At 57.4% G+C, this 19,770-nt stretch carries 19 protein-coding genes, 1 tRNA gene and 3 pseudogenes; 12 read left to right on the top strand and 11 right to left on the bottom strand.

Translation table 11 applies throughout. The annotated features are described in order from the left end of the window. Positions 1-159: 159 nt before the first annotated feature. The 6 genes from AAZU54_RS11830 to AAZU54_RS11805 form a co-directional block, all read right to left on the bottom strand. A complete protein-coding gene (locus AAZU54_RS11830; RefSeq protein ID WP_434727190.1) occupies positions 160-1,098 on the bottom strand; it encodes a FecR domain-containing protein in 939 nt (312 codons plus the stop codon). A gap of 3 nt (positions 1,099-1,101) precedes the next feature. Continuing rightward, positions 1,102-1,602, bottom strand: a complete 501-nt coding sequence (locus tag AAZU54_RS11825) for a sigma-70 family RNA polymerase sigma factor (RefSeq protein WP_264234805.1) — start codon at positions 1,600-1,602, stop codon at positions 1,102-1,104. Between the two features lie 336 nt (positions 1,603-1,938). Beyond that, entirely contained in the window at positions 1,939-2,202 is a 264-nt protein-coding gene (locus AAZU54_RS11820; protein WP_186554100.1) for a DUF3077 domain-containing protein, read from the bottom strand. A 13-nt stretch (positions 2,203-2,215) separates the two neighbouring features. Then, the gene (locus AAZU54_RS11815) at positions 2,216-2,449 is read right to left on the bottom strand and encodes a hypothetical protein (RefSeq protein ID WP_392463423.1); all 234 of its coding nucleotides are present in this window, start codon (positions 2,447-2,449) and stop codon (positions 2,216-2,218) included. An 855-nt stretch (positions 2,450-3,304) separates the two neighbouring features. Next, entirely contained in the window at positions 3,305-3,694 is a 390-nt protein-coding gene (locus AAZU54_RS11810) for a hypothetical protein (protein ID WP_434727189.1), read from the bottom strand. A gap of 8 nt (positions 3,695-3,702) precedes the next feature. Then, positions 3,703-4,443 (bottom strand): DUF2971 domain-containing protein, encoded by a 741-nt coding sequence (locus AAZU54_RS11805; RefSeq protein WP_434727188.1) that lies wholly within the window; start codon positions 4,441-4,443, stop codon positions 3,703-3,705. 157 nt (positions 4,444-4,600) lie between these two features. On the opposite strand from AAZU54_RS11805, the pseudogene AAZU54_RS11800 reads away from it, so the two are divergent. From AAZU54_RS11800 to AAZU54_RS11790, 3 pseudogenes are all read left to right on the top strand, one after another. Beyond that, a pseudogene (locus tag AAZU54_RS11800) lies at positions 4,601-4,777 on the top strand (terminase large subunit domain-containing protein); the annotation flags it as partial. Beyond that, a pseudogene (locus AAZU54_RS11795) lies at positions 4,747-5,375 on the top strand (hypothetical protein). The pseudogenes AAZU54_RS11800 and AAZU54_RS11795, both read left to right, overlap by 31 nt. Beyond that, positions 5,360-6,320, top strand: a pseudogene (locus AAZU54_RS11790) (phage baseplate assembly protein V). Before AAZU54_RS11795 ends, AAZU54_RS11790 begins: the two co-directional pseudogenes overlap by 16 nt. Before the next feature lie 6 nt (positions 6,321-6,326). On the opposite strand, the gene AAZU54_RS11785 reads toward AAZU54_RS11790, so the two are convergent. The 4 genes from AAZU54_RS11785 to AAZU54_RS11770 all read right to left on the bottom strand — a co-directional run bounded on the left by AAZU54_RS11785 (position 6,327) and on the right by AAZU54_RS11770 (position 10,139). After that, positions 6,327-7,766 (bottom strand): hypothetical protein, encoded by a 1,440-nt coding sequence (locus AAZU54_RS11785; protein ID WP_434727187.1) that lies wholly within the window; start codon positions 7,764-7,766, stop codon positions 6,327-6,329. 715 nt (positions 7,767-8,481) lie between these two features. Next, on the bottom strand, positions 8,482-8,688 hold the full coding sequence (locus AAZU54_RS11780; RefSeq protein WP_434727186.1) for a hypothetical protein: 207 nt from the start codon (positions 8,686-8,688) through the stop codon (positions 8,482-8,484). 641 nt (positions 8,689-9,329) lie between these two features. Beyond that, entirely contained in the window at positions 9,330-9,929 is a 600-nt protein-coding gene (locus AAZU54_RS11775; RefSeq protein ID WP_434727185.1) for a hypothetical protein, read from the bottom strand. Between the two features lie 125 nt (positions 9,930-10,054). Further along, positions 10,055-10,139 (bottom strand) — tRNA-Leu (locus tag AAZU54_RS11770). Between the two features lie 108 nt (positions 10,140-10,247). Between AAZU54_RS11770 and queA the strand changes: the two genes are divergently transcribed. The 6 genes from queA (at position 10,248) to AAZU54_RS11740 (ending at position 16,333) form a co-directional block, all read left to right on the top strand. Further along, positions 10,248-11,297, top strand: a complete 1,050-nt coding sequence (gene queA, locus AAZU54_RS11765; protein ID WP_186554098.1) for a tRNA preQ1(34) S-adenosylmethionine ribosyltransferase-isomerase QueA — start codon at positions 10,248-10,250, stop codon at positions 11,295-11,297. Positions 11,298-11,311: 14 nt separating this feature from the next. Continuing rightward, entirely contained in the window at positions 11,312-12,427 is a 1,116-nt protein-coding gene (gene tgt / locus AAZU54_RS11760; protein ID WP_186554297.1) for a tRNA guanosine(34) transglycosylase Tgt, read from the top strand. A 55-nt stretch (positions 12,428-12,482) separates the two neighbouring features. After that, a complete protein-coding gene (gene yajC, locus AAZU54_RS11755) occupies positions 12,483-12,818 on the top strand; it encodes a preprotein translocase subunit YajC (protein WP_186554097.1) in 336 nt (111 codons plus the stop codon). Between the two features lie 63 nt (positions 12,819-12,881). After that, a complete protein-coding gene (secD, locus tag AAZU54_RS11750) occupies positions 12,882-14,744 on the top strand; it encodes a protein translocase subunit SecD (protein WP_186554096.1) in 1,863 nt (620 codons plus the stop codon). Positions 14,745-14,754: 10 nt separating this feature from the next. After that, a complete protein-coding gene (gene secF, locus AAZU54_RS11745; RefSeq protein WP_186554095.1) occupies positions 14,755-15,663 on the top strand; it encodes a protein translocase subunit SecF in 909 nt (302 codons plus the stop codon). Positions 15,664-15,784: 121 nt separating this feature from the next. Beyond that, positions 15,785-16,333: a glycine zipper 2TM domain-containing protein gene (locus AAZU54_RS11740; RefSeq protein WP_186554094.1), complete on the top strand. Its 549-nt coding sequence runs from the start codon at positions 15,785-15,787 to the stop codon at positions 16,331-16,333. Positions 16,334-16,548: 215 nt separating this feature from the next. Here the strand turns inward: AAZU54_RS11740 and suhB are convergent, their stop codons facing one another. Beyond that, on the bottom strand, positions 16,549-17,367 hold the full coding sequence (suhB, locus tag AAZU54_RS11735; RefSeq protein WP_186554093.1) for a type III secretion system regulator SuhB: 819 nt from the start codon (positions 17,365-17,367) through the stop codon (positions 16,549-16,551). A gap of 150 nt (positions 17,368-17,517) precedes the next feature. Between suhB and trmJ the strand changes: the two genes are divergently transcribed. The 3 genes from trmJ to iscR all read left to right on the top strand — a co-directional run bounded on the left by trmJ (position 17,518) and on the right by iscR (position 19,749). After that, on the top strand, positions 17,518-18,273 hold the full coding sequence (gene trmJ / locus AAZU54_RS11730) for a tRNA (cytosine(32)/uridine(32)-2'-O)-methyltransferase TrmJ (protein ID WP_434727184.1): 756 nt from the start codon (positions 17,518-17,520) through the stop codon (positions 18,271-18,273). Between the two features lie 3 nt (positions 18,274-18,276). Further along, positions 18,277-19,092 (top strand): serine O-acetyltransferase, encoded by an 816-nt coding sequence (cysE, locus tag AAZU54_RS11725; RefSeq protein WP_186554091.1) that lies wholly within the window; start codon positions 18,277-18,279, stop codon positions 19,090-19,092. A 165-nt stretch (positions 19,093-19,257) separates the two neighbouring features. Then, entirely contained in the window at positions 19,258-19,749 is a 492-nt protein-coding gene (gene iscR / locus AAZU54_RS11720) for a Fe-S cluster assembly transcriptional regulator IscR (RefSeq protein ID WP_042111731.1), read from the top strand. Positions 19,750-19,770: the final 21 nt, after the last annotated feature.

The raw sequence follows: 19,770 nt of genomic DNA, 5'->3' as shown, positions 1-19,770 counted from the left end.
GAGAATGAAAATCGGCAACCCCTAATTGATTTTTTTGCGCATATCGCAGCGGCGCCGGAGGCAGCGAGCTAAAGCGCGAAGAGGCCGGTGCTGACAGGAGCGGGCTTGTCGGGACGCCAAACAGCCGCGAAGAGGCCAGACCTGCCATCGCACACGCTTTCAGACCGCATCGATCCGTACCCAGTAGCGCGTCAGGTAATGCACACGGACAGGCAAAGACGCCGCCAGGTTTTCCAGCACCGTATCGGTATCATCCAAGCGAAAACCACCAGAGACCCGCAACCCGGCAACCGCATCGCTGCACAGCAACCGCCCGGTCCGATAGCGCTGCAGCTCAGCCACCAGGTCCACCAAGCGCCAGTCCACCGCCATCAGCATGCCCCGCACCCAGGCATCGCTATCCCGTGCCCCCGGCTCCGGCGCATCGACCCGCTCACGGTTAAACGCGACCCGCTGCCCGGCCTCAAGCCGCATCAGCCGATTGGCCGCCGCCGCAGGCCTGACTTCGACCGCATGCTCCAGCACCTGAACCACACTCTGCTGACCCTCACTGCGCACGCTGAACCGCGTACCCAGTGCACGAACGCTGCCCTGCGGTGTATGCACGACAAACGGCCGGCCTTGCGGATCGGCCGCTGTCTGGATCAGCACCTCCCCACGATGCACTTGGATTTCCCGCAAGCCAGCGCCATAGCAGATATCCACAGCACTGTCTGTATTGATATCCAACACCCCGCCATCGGCCAGGCGCAGATGGCGCCGCTCACCCTTGGCCGTGCGCTGCTGGGCCATGCGCGAGCTAATCGGCTCGATGATGTGCAGGCCCCAGCCTGTCGCCCCAGCGGCCAGCAGCAACCCCAGCACCTTGGCCACAGCCCGTCGCCGCGCCCGTACTCCGGCGAGGGTGGGTAATGCGACCTCTTCAGGCAAATGACCCAGTTGGCGTTGCAGCTTCTCCACCCGCGCCCAGGCCTGGGCGTGACGCGCATCCTGGGCAAGCCAAGCTTGCCAGCCGAGGCGCTCGGCCTCGCTCGGCGGCGCAGCGTGCAACTGCACATACCAAGTGGCTGCCGCCTGGAGAATCTTGCGCTCGAGCACGGCTCAGTCCTCGACCAGCATCAGGCACTGGGTCATGGCGCGGATCATGTGTTTTTTCACCGTCGTCACCGACACCGCCAAGCGCTCGGCCGTGGCCACATAGCTCAGCCCCTCCAGCTGCACCGCAAGGAAGATCGTGCGCGTACGCGGCCCCATCTCATCGAGCATGGCATCCACGGCCGTCAGGGTTTCCAGGATCAACAGCCGGGTTTCTGGCGAGATATCCAGCGCCTCCGGGCGCAACGCCAACACATCCAGGTAGGCCTGCTCCACCGCCCGGCGGCGGAAGCGGTCGATCATCAACGCCCTGGCAATCGAGCTGAGGTAGGTGCGCGGCTCGCGGATGGCGTCGACGTTGCGCGCGGTCAGTACCCGCAGGAAGGTGTCCTGGGCCAGGTCCGCCGCATCGCTGGAATTGCCCAGGCGCGCCCGCAGCCAGGTTTTCAGCCAGCCGTTGTGGGTGTGATAAAGATCGTGCAGGGCAGAGGCGTCGGCTGGAGGCATGGCGGACTGTACCTGAGAATGATTCTATCTATTGTTGGCTGGATCGTTGGGTTGGGGCAAGTGGCAGGCGGCTATTGAGTATGCAGATGGTGTTTGGTTTGGTGCGGGTAGATGAGTACTGGTTAAAAGGTCGGAAGGGTGCCAGAACTGGCCTCATCGCGGGACAAGCTCGCTCCTACCCGAACGGTGCGTAGCGCAAAAACTGTGGTCAACTCGATCGCTGTAGGAGCGGGCTTGCCCGCGAAGAGGCCAGCACAGGCACACCAAGCCAGTCTCTCCCTGCAAGTTCTGCTGTGGAGCGGCTAAGGCCGCATCGGCGTATAGCGGCTGCGGGTACTAATGGCCAGCCTTCTCAGCCTGGCCCAGCTCCACATCATCCATCACCGCCTTGACCATATCGCTGAGCAGATGCGCGGCCCAACCCAGGTCCGCTTCCCCGTCGGTGGCGGCCAGCAAGGTCATGCGCCGCACGCAGGCCATCATCGCCGAGGCCTGCTCCATCGCTCGGCCTGCATCGTGGCCTGCGTTGACGCGGAACAGCGGTTGATCGCCATCGCCGTAGCCGAAGCCGGTTTTGCCAACAGTCTTTGCGCCCATCATTCGACTCTCCATGTCAGTGACGTATCTGTATTTTCCCCAAGGCCATTTCGACCAACCCACGGGCAGCTTCGATTTCGTGAAGGGTTGCGAGATTGAGCGGATGTGCTGGGGTGTTGAAGGTGAACAGCGTGCTTTGGTTGGCAATGGAAAGGGCGCAGACCAGGTACTCGGCAGTCTGGATCAGAAGCTCTTCGAGTGTGTGGCAGGTTTCAGGGGCGTGGGGTGGATCGGGGACGATCTTCAGCATGGTCAAACCTCTGTTGGTTGGAGCCGACACCCGCTGCTGTCAAACAGGATGGGTGGCAGCTGTACGCGGGTTGACAGACCGGTCAACAAAGGAAACCCGGCGCACACGAGGTGCCCCACGCACAGCTGCCATTAGAGGCAAGCCATAAGGTTTTATGTTGAGTCGGTCTGTCAAAACCGGTCGTTGAATCGGCAACGACCGGGCGAGACTAGAGGGCGACCCAAAGCACCGCAATGGCTTGTAAGGCGGGCGGAGTATGTTTGGGAAATGGACTACAGGGAATGGGGAAATTCTTAAAGTTTGACGGGGTTTTGGGGCGCAGGCGGGGATAGTTTTGCAGCAGATTCAAGGCAAAAAAAACGACCTATCAAGGTCGGTTTTTTCTGGATTTTGGTGCGCCGAGGGAGACTCGAACTCCCCCTAAAATACGCTTCAGCTTTTGTATGACTTGATCTTAAAGGCCTTCAATGGTGTTGGATAGAATTTTGAGTAGAAATGACTAGCCAAAGGCTGCTGCTATGACCGATTGTCTAGTCCTAAAATCTGGCACCTACCACGTCCGTCTGGACGTTCCAGAAGCCGCACGGGATAGTAGAGCAGGATGTCCAGTTGGACGTTCTAAAGACCGTTTGGTGCTCTGAAAACTGTTCAAAGGTCAAATTAAATGACCAAAAGAGATTAGAGCCCAAAACCCTATTTTCGTATTAAAGCTAAACCACATAAACGGCATTCATGCCGCTCAGAACGATTTGCTATGTTATTCAAAGAGCCTATTAGGCCCCTAAACGCACGGGTGCAAGTCCCCGTGCCTTTAGGGGCCTGATCTAAGGCAATGTTTTTCGGGGCTGCCTGTACTCATTCAAAAATTTTATCGAGTACTGCTTTTTGTACCGCTGGATGGAATTCTTCATACATTGTGTTTAGACGGACGTTATTTTTTTCTATGGGCTTTGGTATTCTGAATTGTTCAATGCTAAGCCATTTTATATTTCGTCCTGCTGAGACTACATCGCTTGTTATTATTACTTCGTCATTTGTAATCACGCCTATGCCTTTCACTATTATGTCTGGGCTCGAAGGTGAAGCGGACTTCAGGTAGACAATGTCGCCAACCTTAAGTGAACGGATAAATTGGTGAAGTTCAGGTGCCTCGATACTGCTCCAGCCAGGGCCAGCAATATTATTGTTGATGAAATTTTGGCTCACGTCTTTATCGTAGTAAGCCCCAATTGCAAAAATGGCCATACTTTTCCTTAAGGTTCTGACTGGATGTTGACGATTAATGTTTCTGGTAGTCGATATAGAAGAGATCTTTTGATTTCGCCCTTAAACCCTGTGTCCTGGCGTATCTTCTCTTTGAGTGTTAGGAAATCATCATATGAGACACGAGGGTCGATCATAATCTGCGAGATAAGTTGGTTAGGTTCAATGTCATACTTGAATAGAGCGTCTTTGCCCGCTTCTGCCGACCAGTCACAGAATATTAAGCGAATTTCGTTTTCGTGTCTGAATGCGTTACGTTTTAGTAGAAGGGAACTAAACAATTTTCCGAAAGTTATACGTCCGTGTAGGGTAAAGGTTTCTTTTGCTTTTTTTGTGAGTTTTGATTCTGCAAGATATTCAACTTTTCCAATGCAGTGTTCGCAGTGTTTTCTATCAATGGTTGCAATGCAAAGGCTGTCGAGTAGTTGTTCCATAGTTGTGCGAATTCTGACGCTGCGTTTGTTTGATGAATAAATTCTCCACATCGCATCAGACGAGTTTTCTAAGGTCCAGCATTGCCCATACATTCGGTTGTGTATGTCGTATTCTATTTCTTGTCCAGCTTCATTTATTAGTTTTGATTTTAAGGTGAAGTTTTCGAATGTGTCTTCCCATAAGATCGGCTTTACCAATGTATTTTTTGCGGTGGTAAATAGCTCGACTAGCCGTTCATATGGAATGGTTCGGTATACGTATTTTTTTAAATCTGCCTCATCTAGATTGAGGTGCATTTCAACTCCTTTTGACGAATGCCTGATGCTAAGTCTCTGTTTGCTACCGCAATCTACTTTTTTGATGACTAACTGTCTAAATTCGGAGTTTGGTTGTTGTCTGCAGTCATTGTTACGGAATGGACCAAACCAGTCAAACTTGATGCAATGAGTCGATAAGTCCTGGGCTGAGCTTCGCTTCCTGTCCACCAATGCGAACACCACGCAGAGCTACTACGGTCACCTCTATGTCGATGAGGTCTTCTGGATCCCTCGCTTCGAAAAAATCCAAACCGTCGCCAGTGGTATGGCCGCTCATGCGAAGTGGAGACAAACCTACTTCTCCACGCCCAGTCCTTCACCGTCCAGGCCTCGGCGCCGCTCAGGGGGCTAGTGACGCTGGATATCGGCTACAACGACAGCACCCTGCAACGGCCTTCATTGGATACGTGGAGCGGTGTACACCGGCAAACAGCCTGCAGCAGGTGCTGTTCTGCCGCGAGCTGGCCGCGATCCTGGCCAAGCCGCTGCCGCTGAACCTGCGCCACGTCGACCTGCGCGCCGTGCTTGAGGAGGTCAGCAAGCAGACCGGGCTGAAGTTCCGGGTGCCGGACAAGCCCTATACCCGAGTCAAGGCGCCGTTCTTCTACAGCTTGGCCACCGGTTATCAGGCAATGGACAGTCTAGCCCGGGTTTTCTCGATCGATGATCCTATGTGGTAGCAGCAAGGCAACGGCGAGGTGTTCGTGGGCAGTTGGGCCGACAGCTTCTTCGGCGCCGGGGCACCGCTGCAACTGCCCATCGAGCTGTTCGACGGCTATCAGGACAATCAGAGCGCCATGGTGGCGGCACTACCAGGCATGCGCCCAGGCGCGACAATCAACCAGGGCGAGCGGGTCACCTCGGTGACGCTTGCCGGCACACAGATAGCATTGAAATGGAAGACGCAATAGAACGAGCAGTAGAGCGCCAATTCCCCGAATTGACTGGCGGATACCACCTGCCACGATTTGCAAAGGTTATGGCCGTGGCCGACGCGCCCGCCGGCGCCGGAGTGTGCGACGACTTTCGACCGGGCGTCGGGGTGGACCTGCAGGTGCTTGGGCCTGACGGGGAGATCGACGCGAGCCTGCCGGTGCTGTCCGGCGTGCCGCTGCCGGTACCAATGGGTGGCGATGAAATGGGGTTCTTTGCGTTCCCCGAGGAAGGCACCACAGTCGTGGTGTGTTTTGCTTACGGCCTACCCCACAAACCCTACATCCAGACGGTGCTGCCGCATGGCCTAACCCTGCCCAAGGGCGACCAGGTGTGGCAACACAGCGAGGCCTGCCAGCAGCTCTTCGACGCGGATGGCAACTGGCTGCGCCAGACTGACGGCTAGATCCAGGACAAGGCGATCGAGCGCGAGGTCGAGGCCCAGGACAATATGGAGAGTTTCCAGAGCCACACTAGAACGGTCGACGACCATTCAACCGAGTCGGTGGGGGGATCAAAAAGATCGAGGCCATGGGCGCACTCAAGCTGCTGTCAGGTGGGTCCGCTAGTCTAGCTGCCGTAGATGACTTACACCAAGCCACTGGCCGACATCTGAACCTAGTAGTGGGTCAGAGGCACAACGCAACGGTCGGAGGAGACATGGAAGAGCAGATACAGGGGTTACGTCGAAGCGTAGCAAAAGTCAGCCAACACTTAGAGGCGCCGAGAACATGGATAGGTTCTAAACACTTGAACGTACTGCAAGTATTGTGTGACCTGCTTGATATCGTTAGTAAATGAACGTTGCATTGTCAGAACATCTTCATGGAAGCAGTCCTGCACCCAATAACGCTGCTATCTATAGTGGAACTGGTTCCTCTGCGGCCAGGCTAGGAGTGAAAACGAAAGCTATTAGTCTGTAGTCAGCACTAACCCTTCTCGCTGTCCTCTTCATTATAGCCGACCTTGATCGCAGGCAATGGTTCGTAGCAAATGCTTCGTTGATCCTGATTGTAACGCGCCTGGTAAAAACTGAAGCGGGCGCGTTTGTACTTGTAGCATAATATTTTTACCTGGCGAATAATTCTTATCTTGTCATCTGTCGAGGTGTTTATTCCAAATATAATTCCCTCTAGCGAATCGAACTCATACTTTAGTTTTCTGTAATTCGGATCCGATAGATCATTTATGGTAGACGACAGAATTAGCCTTGACTCTTGCTCCCTGTCCCATGCCTTCAACTTTACCGTGATGGCATGATAGAAATTTTTCCAGTACTGGTCGCGCCAAAGCTCTTCGTTTTCGAATATTTTCTGAGCGCATTCACTTAGCTTTCCAGCTTTACTAAGATACCAATTCTCCATCATCTGTACCCTAGGAAGGTGGCCCAATGATTGGAAAAAATCGATCTCAACAAAATCTTTCTCATACGATACATCATGCAGGGGTATCCGGGTGAAACTATGCATGATGCCTTGTACACCCTGACCTGTAGGAGCAAGCAATTCTAAGTTGCGCCCATCTTTATCTTTATTTACTTTGAACTTTAAACATACGTCACGATGGTTGCCCCCGTAGGTTCCCCAAATGGACGAGTCAACACATGAAGCCATGAAGCAAGCGGTATACCAGGGAGGATATATCAGCTTATCCAATGACAAGCAATAGCGCTCTGGAAAGTCAAACAACAGGTGAAACCAGGGCTCCCTTGTCTCATAGTCTGAAGCATTAAGCCGCGAGATTAGCTTGTATTGATCGCTGATTCTATGGACAGATCTAAATAGTTCATCGTAGATCTTGTCATTATTTGCGTCTGACATCAGGTCAACGAGCTTGGCTATGTGGGAGAGTCTCTTATCTCTGTGCACCGAGAAATATTCAGGCTTAGGCCGGTAAAGCTTCTCCCTATGTAGAGCCTCAAATATTTCGTCCAATGCAAAAATATGTAATGTCGTAAGATGATTGATCAACTCCCAGCGTCGCATCTTTCGACCAATGGTTAAGCAGCCGATATACTCTGAAATCACGCGCTCAGAAGTAAGGGAAATATAAACCTCCTCATTCAAGAAATTCATACGGTCAGTGTTGGTTTCCGCGCTAGCGAAGACCTCAATATCCCATTTTGGTTTTTCACCAGGCTCTCTCGACAAAAACCTGAATACTTCAATTATCAGACATCTTATGTAGTGCCTAATTAGGTTTTCCCACACAATTGAGTCACCGCAAAATAGCACTTCCTTGAAACCTTCCAAGGGGTCATTCAGTTGCTCCGGAGCAGCAAAAAAAATATAAAGCCCTTCAAGCTCGCCGCTTTCACCGTCATCGCTCAACAATCTAGATAGGGGTCTAAATCTATACGCGAATTCCATTATTACTTCCTGAGAAATTGCCGGCATGGCGATGTCTATCTAAAGGTGGCACGTGTTCAACTACAGTAAACCGCCGGTAATGGCGGTTTGTTGTTCTTTTTCCTATTTCTTACCTAGAACATAAATAGGGCCTACCACCTGGACCCCGCTCACATACCGCTGCCCAGAAACGACAGCAAGCAAGATCCATCCGCTTGCAAGCAGTTCGTCAGCCTCATCAACGCTGGATGCCTCTACCACTTCCCTTGCCTCGTGCAGCCGCATAATCACTCCTCATGATGTCTATTTGGTGGCCGTTCCAGCGTACCTCAAAACAAGGAGAGCAAAAAAAATCAGCAGATAAAATCACTTATCCCCCTCCCGCCGACGCGCTTTGCGTCGGGAATAAGTGCAAACCATAGATGGGGTGCAACACCAGCTGCAGGCCGCGACGTCTGCAGGCTCTCGTGAGGGGGCGGCGATTTCACACTGTGAAAGGAAATGACAGGTTGTGCAGGCGTGGTTGCACTGTGCGGCGGGGGTATTGGAGCGGGTCGGGTCGGCTGTAGGCCACGGAATTAGTGGCGAGGCGGCGAAAATATTCCGTTTATGCCCGGTTTTCCATTTTGGGCATGGTCATTTGAGCCGGCTCAGAGTGCACCCAGGTGCTGAATACTGATAAGCCTGGAGCCCCGTGCGGTGAGGCCCCGGCGTTCCGTCAGCTTTTCACAGCGCTTCAGTCTTGTTGAGCCGCCACCAAGCGGAGGTGAGGAAGGTTGGCTTCGTTCTTCAGGCGCTGAAATTCTTTGGCGACGACTGGGGTCAGCAGGCGAACGAGGGCTTCACGCAATTGCATGGCCTGGCCTTCATCCAGACGTTTCACGGTTCCTGTACGCCCGCTTGCACCGCACACCTTATTAGGGGTGATGCCGATCGCGTTCATCGCGCCATCGATGTAGCCGTCCAGCTATTGCGGCGCTTGAACAGGATCGAGCTCTCGGCCGCTTCCTGGTAGTCCCAGTGCACCTCCCACGCTTGCCGGACTGGATGACTTCGATGATGGGCAGTGCCGCTTGGGTTGCTGGTTTGCGCATTCTGATGCTCTCGATCAATTCGCTACGCGGTGCAGTTTGAAGGATAGCTTCGGGGTGCCCCATGAAAGGTTTTTCAGGCTGACCCCCAAATCCCTGTCAGAACATGGATATCTGTCAGGAAATCGGCTGGAGGCCTCGTATTTACTGGGTTTGCGATCTGACAACGAACTGGGAAATTCGTGGCAAATCTGACAGGTAAAAAAAACCTTATAAATCAATGATTTGAGAAATATGAATCTGACACAGTCGTTTTGTCAGGTTCTGACCCCCCGCTGACACCTTTCTGACACTACATGAAAACGCTGTAGGCCTTTATATAGAAGGGTTAGACAGAGATAAGAATATCCATCTGACAAATCTGACAGGCTTTTTAGGGGTCAACCTAAATTTTGCTTTGCAACGTGCTGGGGGGCGTTTCGTATGACGCGCTTACACAGTGAGGGTTTGAGAAAACCGGCCTATCACACCGCGATACTGCTCATCATTAAGGTCAGTACTGCCTACGTCCTGGAACCTCGGCATTCAGTGGTTCCTCCCTCATGGCTTCCTCGAGGCGGGCGATTAACCATCCGCAAGATCTCGTCATGGATAAGGCCTCTTCATAATCCAGCTGAAGGTCGCTGAGATGTATCGCCTGGTCCCTCACCTTGGAAAGCTTCTGATATGTCGTGAAGGTGAGATCGTCGATTATGCCTCTGTCTCGCAAGAGCCGCATCTTCACGCGGTGATTATCAAAGGCAGGTACAAAGCGCATGTTCTTGTGGCTGACCAACCGATCGATTGCTTCTTCGACCGAGAGCCAAGAAGACACGATGGCCCCACGAGGGGCATCTTGCGCAAGCTTCGTCTGTGCAGGAGGCATCTCCGGGGCAGGGGCCGGAGGTTCGCTAGGACTGCTTTCTATTGCTAGATCAGTCTCCACCTCGCGCAGCTTCTCACCCAAGTCAATTCGGAACTCACCGTATTTGAAGGTGCGGATTAAGGGGACGATACCCGCTAGCTGTTTCCTGAGGAACAGTACGATCGCTACGACTGCGATCGGCCAAGCAAGTGATGAAATCACTGCGGCACCAAACTGCAACCAATCCATGGGGGCTCCGCTTGGTTCTGTGTACGTGTGCAAAAGCGCTGCGTGTATCGCTACAGTCGCCTTACGCCACAATTACGCCATTGAAATAAAAAAAGCCTGTAGATCAGGGATCTACAGGCTTTGTCTGGTGCCCCGAGGGAGACTCGAACTCCCACTCCTTTCGAAAACGGATTTTGAATCCGCCGCGTCTACCAATTCCGCCATCAGGGCTTGTGGCGCCGCAGTATAGAGAGGGTCCTTCGGTCGGTCAATCGGCTTTCATGGAGAATTTTCATTCGTTGGGCTAAACTTTGCGGCCCTGTCGAACCGAACACCATCATGCGCGTCGCCGATTTTTCCTTCGAACTCCCCGATTCCCTGATCGCCCGCCACCCGCTGGCCGAGCGCCATGGCAGCCGACTGCTGGTTCTTGATGGACCGAGCGGGGCGCTGGTGCATCAGCAATTCACCGATTTGCTCGACTACCTGCGTCCGGGCGACCTGATGGTGTTCAACAACACCCGGGTGATCCCGGCGCGGCTGTTCGGCCAGAAAGCCTCCGGCGGCAAGCTCGAAGTGCTGGTCGAGCGGGTGCTCGACAGCCACCGGGTGCTGGCCCATGTGCGCGCCAGCAAGGCGCCCAAGGCCGGGACGCAGATCCTCATCGATGGCGGCGGCGAGGCCGAGATGGTCGCGCGCCATGACACGCTGTTCGAGCTGCGCTTCACCGAAGAGGTGCTGCCGCTGCTCGAGCGGGTGGGGCATATGCCGCTGCCGCCGTATATCGATCGCCCGGACGAAGGCGCCGACCGCGAGCGCTACCAGACGGTCTATGCCGAGCGTGCTGGCGCCGTTGCTGCGCCGACCGCAGGTCTGCACTTCGATGAAGCGCTGCTCGAGAAGATCGCAGCCAAGGGCGTTGAACGCGCCTTCGTCACCCTGCATGTGGGCGCGGGCACCTTCCAGCCGGTGCGAGTCGACAAGATCGAAGACCACCACATGCATAAAGAGTGGCTCGAGGTCAGTCAGGAAGTGGTCGATGCCGTTGCCGCCTGCCGCGCGCGCGGTGGTCGGGTAGTGGCCGTCGGCACTACCAGCGTGCGCTCGCTTGAGAGCGCTGCGCGTGACGGGCAGCTCAAGGCGTTCAGTGGCGACACCGACATCTTTATCTTCCCAGGCCGGCCGTTCCATGTGGTCGACGCCCTGGTCACCAACTTCCACCTGCCTGAGTCCACGCTGCTGATGCTGGTCTCGGCCTTCGCCGGTTATCCCGAGACCATGGCTGCCTATGCGGCAGCGGTCGAGCAGGGGTACCGCTTCTTCAGTTACGGTGATGCGATGTTCATCACCCGCAATCCGGCGCCACGCGGCCCCGAGGATCAAGCATGAGTCGCACCTGTCGAATGTCCTTCGAACTGCTGGCCACCGACGGCAAGGCCCGTCGTGGTCGCCTGACCTTCCCCCGTGGCACGGTCGAGACCCCGGCGTTCATGCCGGTCGGTACCTATGGCACGGTCAAGGGCATGCTGCCGCGGGACATCGAGGCCATTGGCGCCGAGATCATCCTGGGCAACACCTTCCACCTGTGGCTGCGCCCGGGCACCGAGGTAATCAAGAAGCACAACGGCCTGCACGACTTCATGCAGTGGAAAGGCCCGATCCTCACCGACTCGGGTGGTTTCCAGGTGTTCAGCCTGGGCGCGATGCGCAAGATCAAGGAGGAGGGCGTTACCTTCGCCTCGCCCGTCGATGGCTCCAAGGTGTTCATGGGCCCGGAAGAGTCGATGCAGGTGCAGCGCGACCTGGGCTCGGATATCGTGATGATCTTCGACGAGTGCACGCCGTACCCGGCCGAGCATGATGTCGCCCGTACCTCGATGGAGTTGTCGCTGCGCTGGGCCCAGCGCTCGAAGAATGCCCATGGCGACAACACCGCGGCGCTGTTCGGTATCGTCCAGGGTGGCATGTACCAGGACCTGCGCATGCGCTCGCTCGAAGCGCTGGTCAACATCGACTTCGATGGCCTGGCCATCGGCGGCCTGTCGGTCGGTGAGCCCAAGCACGAGATGATCAAGGTGCTGGACTATCTGCCTGCGCAGATGCCGGCTGACAAACCTCGTTACCTTATGGGTGTAGGCAAACCCGAGGATCTTGTAGAGGGTGTGCGCCGCGGCGTCGACATGTTCGACTGCGTGATGCCGACGCGCAACGCGCGCAACGGCCATCTGTTCATCGATACCGGGGTGATCAAGATCCGCAACGCGTTCCATCGCCACGATGATTCGCCGCTGGATCCGACCTGCGATTGCTACACCTGCACTAACTTCTCCCGCGCCTATCTCCATCACCTGGACAAATGCGGCGAAATGTTGAGCAGCATGTTGAATACGATCCATAACTTGCGTCATTACCAGCGTCTGATGGCCGGTTTACGCGAGGCTATTCAACAAGGTAAATTGGCCGCCTTTGTCGACGCCTTCTATGCCAAACGCGGGCTGCCTGTGCCGCCTTTGGACTGACTGTCTCTCACGTATTGCCAACTCAACACGTGCAACTTAACAACTGGAGTGTCACATGAGCTTTTTGATCCCCGCCGCTTACGCGGACGCAGCTGCCCCGGCCGCCGGCCCTGCTGGTACTGGCTTTGAGTGGATTTTCCTGGTTGGCTTCCTGGTCATCTTCTACCTGATGATCTGGCGTCCACAGGCCAAGCGTGCCAAAGAGCAGAAGAACCTGCTGGGCAACTTGCAAAAAGGTGACGAAGTTGTCACCAATGGCGGCATCGCCGGCAAAATCGTCAAGGTTTCCGATGATTTCGTGGTTCTGGAAGTGTCCGACACCGTCGAGCTGAAGTTCCAGAAGGGCGCCGTGGCTGCGACCCTGCCAAAAGGTACGCTCAAGGCTATCTGAGTTACCGGTTTTCTTTTCCAGTCGGGGCGCGCAACGCGCCCCGCGTCTTGAACGGGCGGCGTGATGCTGAACAAATACCCTCTGTGGAAATACGCACTGATCGTGCTGGTACTGGCGATCGGTTTCATTTATTCCGCTCCCAACCTTTACCCGGATGATCCGGCGGTGCAGATCAGTGGTGCGAGCTCCGCACTGCAGGTCAACCAAGCCGACCTCGATCGCGTCACCAAGGCGCTGAGCGATGCCGGTATCGCCGTGAAGGGCGGTAGCCTGGGCGAGAAGGGCAGTGCGCTGGTGCGCCTGACCAACCAGGAAGACCAGCTCCCTGCCAAGGATGTGGTGCGCAAGGCACTGGGCGATGATTACGTCGTGGCCCTGAACCTGGCCCAGACCACCCCGCAGTGGCTGCGTAACCTGGGTGCAAGCCCGATGAAACTGGGTCTGGACCTGTCCGGTGGTGTGCACTTCCTGCTCGAAGTGGACATGGACAAGGCCATGAGCGCCCGGATGAAAGTCTACGAAGGCGAAGTGAAGACCCTTTTGCGCAAAGAGCGCATCCGCTATCGCAGCCTGCCTCAGCAGGACGGCGGCATCATGCTGGGCTTCTCCGACGACGCCACCCGCGAACAGGCCCGTGCCCTGATCCGCAAGAATTTCACTGATTTCGACCTGACCACCACCGAGCGCAACGAGCTCGCCGTGCTGCGTCTGGCGCTGACCCCGGCCAAAGTTGCCGAGATCCGCGAATACTCGATCAAGCAGAACCTGACCACCGTCCGTAACCGTGTCAACGAGTTGGGCGTGGCTGAGCCACTGGTGCAGCGCCAAGGCGCCAACCGCATCGTGGTCGAGCTGCCAGGCGTGCAGGACACTGCCGAAGCCAAGCGTATCCTCGGCAAGACTGCCAACCTCGAGTTCCGCTTCGGTGCCGAGCCAGGCGCGTCCAAGGCCACCACTGAGGTCTTCGAGTTCCGTGACGGTGGTCGCTCGGCGCCCGTCGAGCGCGGCCTGATCATCACCGGTGACCAGGTCACCGATGCCCAGGCCAGCTTCGACGAGCAGGGCCGTCCGCAGGTCAACATTCGCCTCGATGGCCATGGCGGCGAACTGATGAGCCGCGCTACCCGCAGCAACGTCGGGCGCAGCATGGCGGTAATCTTCATCGAGCAGAAGCCGGTGACCCGCTACGTCAAACAGATGGTCGACGGTGTCGAGAAGGAAGTGCCAGTTCAGAGCTTCCAGGAAGACAAGAAGATCATCAGCCTGGCGACCATTCAGTCGCCACTGGGCAGCCAGTTCCGGATCACCGGTCTGAACGGTCAGGGCGAATCGTCCGAACTGGCCCTGCTGCTGCGTGCCGGTGGTCTGGCCGCACCGATGTACTTCGCTGAAGAACGTACCATCGGTCCAAGCCTGGGTGCTGACAACATCACCAAGGGTGTCGATGCATCGCTGTGGGGCATGCTGTTCGTCTCGCTGTTCATCATCGCCATCTACCGTGGCTTCGGTGTGATCGCGACCATTGCCCTGACCGGTAACATGATCCTGCTGCTGGCGCTGATGTCGCTGCTCGGCGCGACCCTGACCCTGCCAGGTATTGCCGGTATCGTGTTGACCATGGGTATGGCGGTTGACGCCAACGTGCTGATCTTCTCGCGGATTCGCGAGGAGCTGAAAAACGGCATGACGGTCCAGCGCGCCATCCACGAAGGCTTCAGCCGTGCCTACACCGCGATCATCGACGCCAACCTGACCAGCCTGTTGGTCGGCGGCATCCTGTTCGCCATGGGTACCGGTCCGGTCAAAGGCTTCGCGGTTACCATGTCCCTCGGGATTTTCACCTCGATGTTCACCGCCGTCATGGTGACCCGCGCAATGGTCAACCTGACCTGCGGCGGGCGTGACATCAAGAAGCTGTGGGTTTGAGGGAATAACCATGAAAACCATCAACTTCATGGGCGTGCGCAATGTCGCGTTCGCCATCACCGTACTGCTTACCGTGCTGGCACTGTTCAGCTGGTGGCAGAAGGGCCTGAACTTCGGTCTGGACTTCACCGGCGGTACGCTCATCGAGCTGACCTACGAGCGTCCGGCAGACCTGAAAACCGTGCGTGCCGAGCTGGTCGAGTCGGGTTTTGGCGATGCCGTGGTGCAGAGCTTTGGCGCGACCACCGACCTGTTGGTGCGTATGCCTGGCGACGACCCGCAACTGGGTAGCAAAGTCGCGGCGGCGTTGCAGAAGGCCGGTGGCGACAACCCGGCAACCCTCAAGCGCGTCGAGTTCGTCGGCCCGCAGGTGGGTGAGGAGCTGCGTGACCAGGGTGGCCTGGGCATGCTCCTGGCGCTGGGCGGGGTGTTGATCTACCTGGCCTTCCGCTTCCAGTGGAAGTTCGCCGTGGGCGCGATCATCTCGCTGATCCACGACGTGGTGGTGACCGTAGGTATCCTGTCGTTCTTCCAGATCACCTTCGACCTGACGGTGCTGGCGGCGGTGCTGGCGATCATCGGTTACTCGCTCAACGACACCATCGTCGTGTTCGACCGGGTACGTGAGAACTTCCGGGTCATGCGCAAGGCTTCGTTGATCGAGAACATCAACGTCTCGACCACCCAGACCCTGCTGCGTACCATCGCCACCTCGGTGTCGACCTTGCTGGCCATCGCGGCGCTGCTGTTCTTCGGCGGCGACAACCTGTTCGGCTTCTCCCTGGCACTGTTCATCGGGGTCATGGCCGGTACCTACTCGTCGATCTACATCGCCAACGTGGTGCTGATCTGGCTGAATTTGAACAGCGAAGACCTGATTCCACCGGTCAAGGCTGAGGGTGTGGACGACCGTCCGTAAGGATTTGTCCTACGCCGTTTGGCGCAAAGAGAGCCGCGAGTGTTGAACTCGCGGCTTTTTTTTTACTCCAAGGCTGGGAGAAGCGCGGGTTCGGACCCGCAAGTACGATCAGGAGGTTCACGTGAATAAATCAATGCTAGTGGGTGCGGTGCTGGGTGCTGTCGGTGTCACTGCCGGAGGTGCTGTGGCGACCTACAGCTTGGTGAACAAAGGCCCTGAGGTTGCTCAGGTGACGGACGTGCAGCCGATTAAACAGCAGGTCAAGACCCCGCGCGAAGTGTGCAAGGACGTCACTGTGACCCGTCAGGCGCCGGTCAAGGACCAGCACCAGATTGCCGGCACCGTGGTCGGTGCACTGGCTGGCGGCTTGCTGGGTAACCAGATTGGCGGCGGTACCGGCAAGAAGATCGCCACCGTGGCCGGTGCGGTCGGTGGCGGTTATGCCGGTAACAAGGTGCAGGAGGGCATGCAGGAGCGTGACACCTACACCACCACGCAAACCCGCTGCAATACGGTCAACGACCTCAGCGAGAAGGTGGTTGGCTACAACGTGACCTATTCGATTGGCGACAAGGTCGGCAAGGTGAAGATGGATCACGAGCCGGGCTCGACCATTCCGCTGGATGAGAATGGCAAGCTGGTGCTGAGCCAGGCGCAGCCGGGGCAGTAAGGCAAGTTCTCTGACTGACGCAGTGCATCTTGGGCGGCAGTATCGTGGACGCAGTGCATCGTGGGAGCGGGCTTGCCCCGCGATAGCGTCAGGCTGGCTTCCTAGGTTGATGGGCACATGCTATCGCGGGACAAGCCCGCTCCCACGCATCTCACCAGGGCAATAGCCACAAAAAAGCACCCCGAAGGGTGCTTTTTTTGTGGCTGAAATCCGCCTCAGCGCTTCAGCGAGTGCGGCACGTGCGGCTGGATGGCAGTCAGCACGGCTTTGAAGCACTTGATGTTGCCCGCAACGATATGGCCCTTCTCGAGGAAGTCATGGCCACCGTTGAAGTCGCTCACCAGGCCGCCGGCTTCTTGTACCAGCAGTACGCCGGCAGCCATGTCCCATTCGGACAGGCCCGACTCCCAGTAGGCGTCGAAACGGCCAGCGGCGACATAGGCCAGGTCCAGGCTGGCGGAGCCGGCGCGGCGGATGCCGGCGGTCTGGCCAGTCAGGGCGCGGAACATGCCCAGGTAGTTGTCCAGGTCTTCCATCTGGTTGTCGCGGAACGGATAGCCGGTACCCAGCAGCGCGCCTTCCAGGCTGGTGCGCGAGCTGACGCGCAGGCGGCGACCGTTGACTTGGGCGCCACGGCCACGGCTGGCGGTGAACTCTTCCTGGCGCACGGGGTCGAGGACCACGGCGTGTTCCAGGCGACCACGGTATTTGCAGGCGATGCTGACCGCAAAGTGAGGAACGCCACGCAGGAAGTTGGTGGTGCCATCCAGCGGATCGATGATCCACAGGTAGTCCTTGCCTTCTTCGCCGGAGCCAGCGTGCAGGCCGGTCTCTTCGCCTTGGATGGAGTGGTTCGGGTAAGCCTTGCGCAAGGCGTTGACGATGCTCTGCTCGGCAGCGCGGTCAACCTCGGAGACGTAGTCCTTGGCTTCCTTTTCGTCGACCTTGATGCTATCCAGGCGTTCGATGGAGCGGAAAATCAGTTCACTGGCGCTGCGAGCAGCGCGCAGGGCGATATTCAGCATAGGCTGCATGGGCGTTTCACCTGGGGATGTTAAAGAAGAAAGCCGCACATTCTAGCAGAAAACTCCTGCGGCAGAAGTGTGACATTTGCTTTCGTGGCGTTACGCTGGTCGGTTCTGTAAGATCAATACCCCCTTCAATCGCATCTATGAGCACACACCTTGCTGCAGAATATTCGTGTTGTTCTGGTCAATACCAGCCACCCCGGCAACATCGGCGGCGCTGCTCGTGCCATGAAAAACATGGGCTTGTCGCGCCTGGTGCTGGTTCAGCCACTGGACTTTCCCGCTGCCGACGCCAGCGCCCGTGCCTCCGGCGCCGACGATGTGCTCGATGGCGCCCAAGTGGTCGGCTCGCTGGAAGAGGCGCTGGTCGGTTGCAGCCTGGCGATCGGCACCAGTGCCCGTGACCGCAGCCTGCCCTGGCCCATGCTCGACCCGCGTGAGTGCGGCGCCAAGGCCGTAGAGCGGGCCGCTACCGGTGAGGAAATCGCCCTGGTGTTCGGGCGCGAGCATGCCGGCTTGACCAACGACGAACTGCAGCGATGTCACTTCCACGTGCACATTCCCTCGAACCCCGACTTCAGCTCGCTGAACCTTGCTGCCGCTGTCCAGGTGCTCGCCTACGAGGTGCGCATGGCCTGGCTGACCGAGCAGGGCGCACCGGCGAAAGTCGAGAAAGCGGACGCCGGCGAGCTGGCGACCCTGGACGAAATGGAGCGCTTCTACGACCACCTGGAAAAAACCCTGGTGGATATCGCGTTCCTCGATCCCGAGAAGCCCAAGCACCTGATGGCGCGTCTGCGCCGGTTGTATGGGCGTAGTGCGGTCGATCGTTCGGAAATGAGCATTTTGCGCGGCATCCTCACCGAGACCCAGAAGGTCGCCCGAGGCGAGCCGCATAAGCGGAAGGGCTGAAAGATGTTTGAACGTCTGCGTGAAGATATCCAAAGCGTATTTCATCGTGACCCGGCAGCGCGCAACGCCTTCGAGGTGCTGACCTGCTACCCGGGGATGCACGCCATCTGGCTGCACCGTCTCGGTCATGCCCTGTGGCTTCGTGACTTCAAATGGCTGGCTCGGCTGGTGTCGAACTTCGGTCGCTGGATGACCGGTATCGAGATCCATCCCGGCGCGACCATCGGTAGGCGCTTCTTCATCGACCACGGCATGGGTATCGTCATTGGCGAGACTGCCGAGATCGGTGACGACGTCACCCTGTACCAAGGCGTGACTCTGGGCGGCACCAGCTGGAATAAAGGCAAGCGCCACCCCACCTTGGAGAACGGCGTGGTAGTCGGTGCCGGCGCCAAGGTGCTGGGCCCGTTTACCGTCGGTGCCGGGGCCAAGATCGGCTCCAACGCCGTGGTCACCAAGGAAGTGCCGCCAGGCGCCACGGCGGTGGGTATCCCAGGGCGCATCATCGTCAAGACCGAAGACAGCGAAGTCGAGGCCAAGCGCAAGGCCATGGCCGAGAAAATCGGCTTTGATGCCTATGGCGTCAGTGGCGACATGCCCGATCCGGTGGCGCGAGCGATTGGCCAGATGCTCGATCATCTGCAGGCCGTCGACGAGCGCCTGGAGGGCATGTGTGGCGCCCTGACCAACCTGGGTAGCGACTACTGTGGCAAGGAACTGCCGGCTTTGCCTGAAGAAGACTTCGTCGAGCTGACTCAGGGCGAGGCCAAGCCGGCCGACGCCAAGCAAGCCGCGCAGGGCGACACCCAGCCGCATTGACATCAGTTCGTCATCTGGGGCGTGTGATCACGCCCCATGTCTGCTACACTCGCGCCCGCCTCCCAGATGCAAACCCGACTAAAGCAGTAGGTCTTATAGTTGACTTAAATGCTCGGGAATCGCATACTCGCTCACATCTTGTAACTCCCGTGGTACCCATACGCCATGCGACTGACTACCAAAGGCCGATACGCCGTGACCGCCATGCTTGACCTGGCACTGCACGCGCAGCATGGGCCGGTGTCTTTGGCCGACATTTCCGAGCGCCAGGGCATTTCCCTCTCTTATCTGGAACAGCTGTTCGCCAAGCTGCGCCGTAGCAGCCTGGTTTCCAGCGTGCGCGGTCCAGGCGGTGGCTACCAGCTGTCGCGGGGCATGGAAACCATCCAGGTGGCCCAGGTCATCGATGCGGTCAATGAATCGGTCGATGCCACCCGCTGCCAGGGCCTGGGGGATTGCCATGCCGGTGACACCTGCCTGACTCACCACTTGTGGTGCGACCTCAGCCAGCAGATCCATGAATTCCTCAGTGGCATCAGCCTGGCCGACCTCGTGATGCGCCGTGAGGTGCAAGAAGTCGCCCAACGCCAGGACCTGCGCCGTGTCGCAGGCCGATCCGCCCAGCTGGACAAGATTGAGACGTCCGCCGTCGACTGAACCGTGACGACGAGCGACGCC

Source organism: Pseudomonas sp. Je.1.5.c (assembly GCF_051129895.1).
Lineage (GTDB): Bacteria > Pseudomonadota > Gammaproteobacteria > Pseudomonadales > Pseudomonadaceae > Aquipseudomonas > Aquipseudomonas urmiensis.
Note: the sequence above shows the minus strand (reverse complement) of the source record. Positions and strands in the feature narration are given on the sequence as shown.

Coding starts and splice junctions, on each gene's coding strand:
- AAZU54_RS11810 (WP_434727189.1), bottom strand. CDS start 3,694: ATGGCCATTTTTGCAATTGGGGCTTACTACGATAAAGACGTGAGCCAA.
- AAZU54_RS11805 (WP_434727188.1), bottom strand. CDS start 4,443: ATGCACCTCAATCTAGATGAGGCAGATTTAAAAAAATACGTATACCGA.
- suhB (WP_186554093.1), bottom strand. CDS start 17,367: ATGCAGCCTATGCTGAATATCGCCCTGCGCGCTGCTCGCAGCGCCAGT.
- AAZU54_RS11775 (WP_434727185.1), bottom strand. CDS start 9,929: ATGGATTGGTTGCAGTTTGGTGCCGCAGTGATTTCATCACTTGCTTGG.
- AAZU54_RS11785 (WP_434727187.1), bottom strand. CDS start 7,766: ATGGAATTCGCGTATAGATTTAGACCCCTATCTAGATTGTTGAGCGAT.
- secD (WP_186554096.1), top strand. CDS start 12,882: ATGCTGAACAAATACCCTCTGTGGAAATACGCACTGATCGTGCTGGTA.
- yajC (WP_186554097.1), top strand. CDS start 12,483: ATGAGCTTTTTGATCCCCGCCGCTTACGCGGACGCAGCTGCCCCGGCC.
- cysE (WP_186554091.1), top strand. CDS start 18,277: ATGTTTGAACGTCTGCGTGAAGATATCCAAAGCGTATTTCATCGTGAC.
- AAZU54_RS11815 (WP_392463423.1), bottom strand. CDS start 2,449: ATGCTGAAGATCGTCCCCGATCCACCCCACGCCCCTGAAACCTGCCAC.
- secF (WP_186554095.1), top strand. CDS start 14,755: ATGAAAACCATCAACTTCATGGGCGTGCGCAATGTCGCGTTCGCCATC.
- AAZU54_RS11820 (WP_186554100.1), bottom strand. CDS start 2,202: ATGATGGGCGCAAAGACTGTTGGCAAAACCGGCTTCGGCTACGGCGAT.
- tgt (WP_186554297.1), top strand. CDS start 11,312: ATGTCCTTCGAACTGCTGGCCACCGACGGCAAGGCCCGTCGTGGTCGC.
- AAZU54_RS11780 (WP_434727186.1), bottom strand. CDS start 8,688: ATGAACGCGATCGGCATCACCCCTAATAAGGTGTGCGGTGCAAGCGGG.
- iscR (WP_042111731.1), top strand. CDS start 19,258: ATGCGACTGACTACCAAAGGCCGATACGCCGTGACCGCCATGCTTGAC.
- AAZU54_RS11825 (WP_264234805.1), bottom strand. CDS start 1,602: ATGCCTCCAGCCGACGCCTCTGCCCTGCACGATCTTTATCACACCCAC.
- queA (WP_186554098.1), top strand. CDS start 10,248: ATGCGCGTCGCCGATTTTTCCTTCGAACTCCCCGATTCCCTGATCGCC.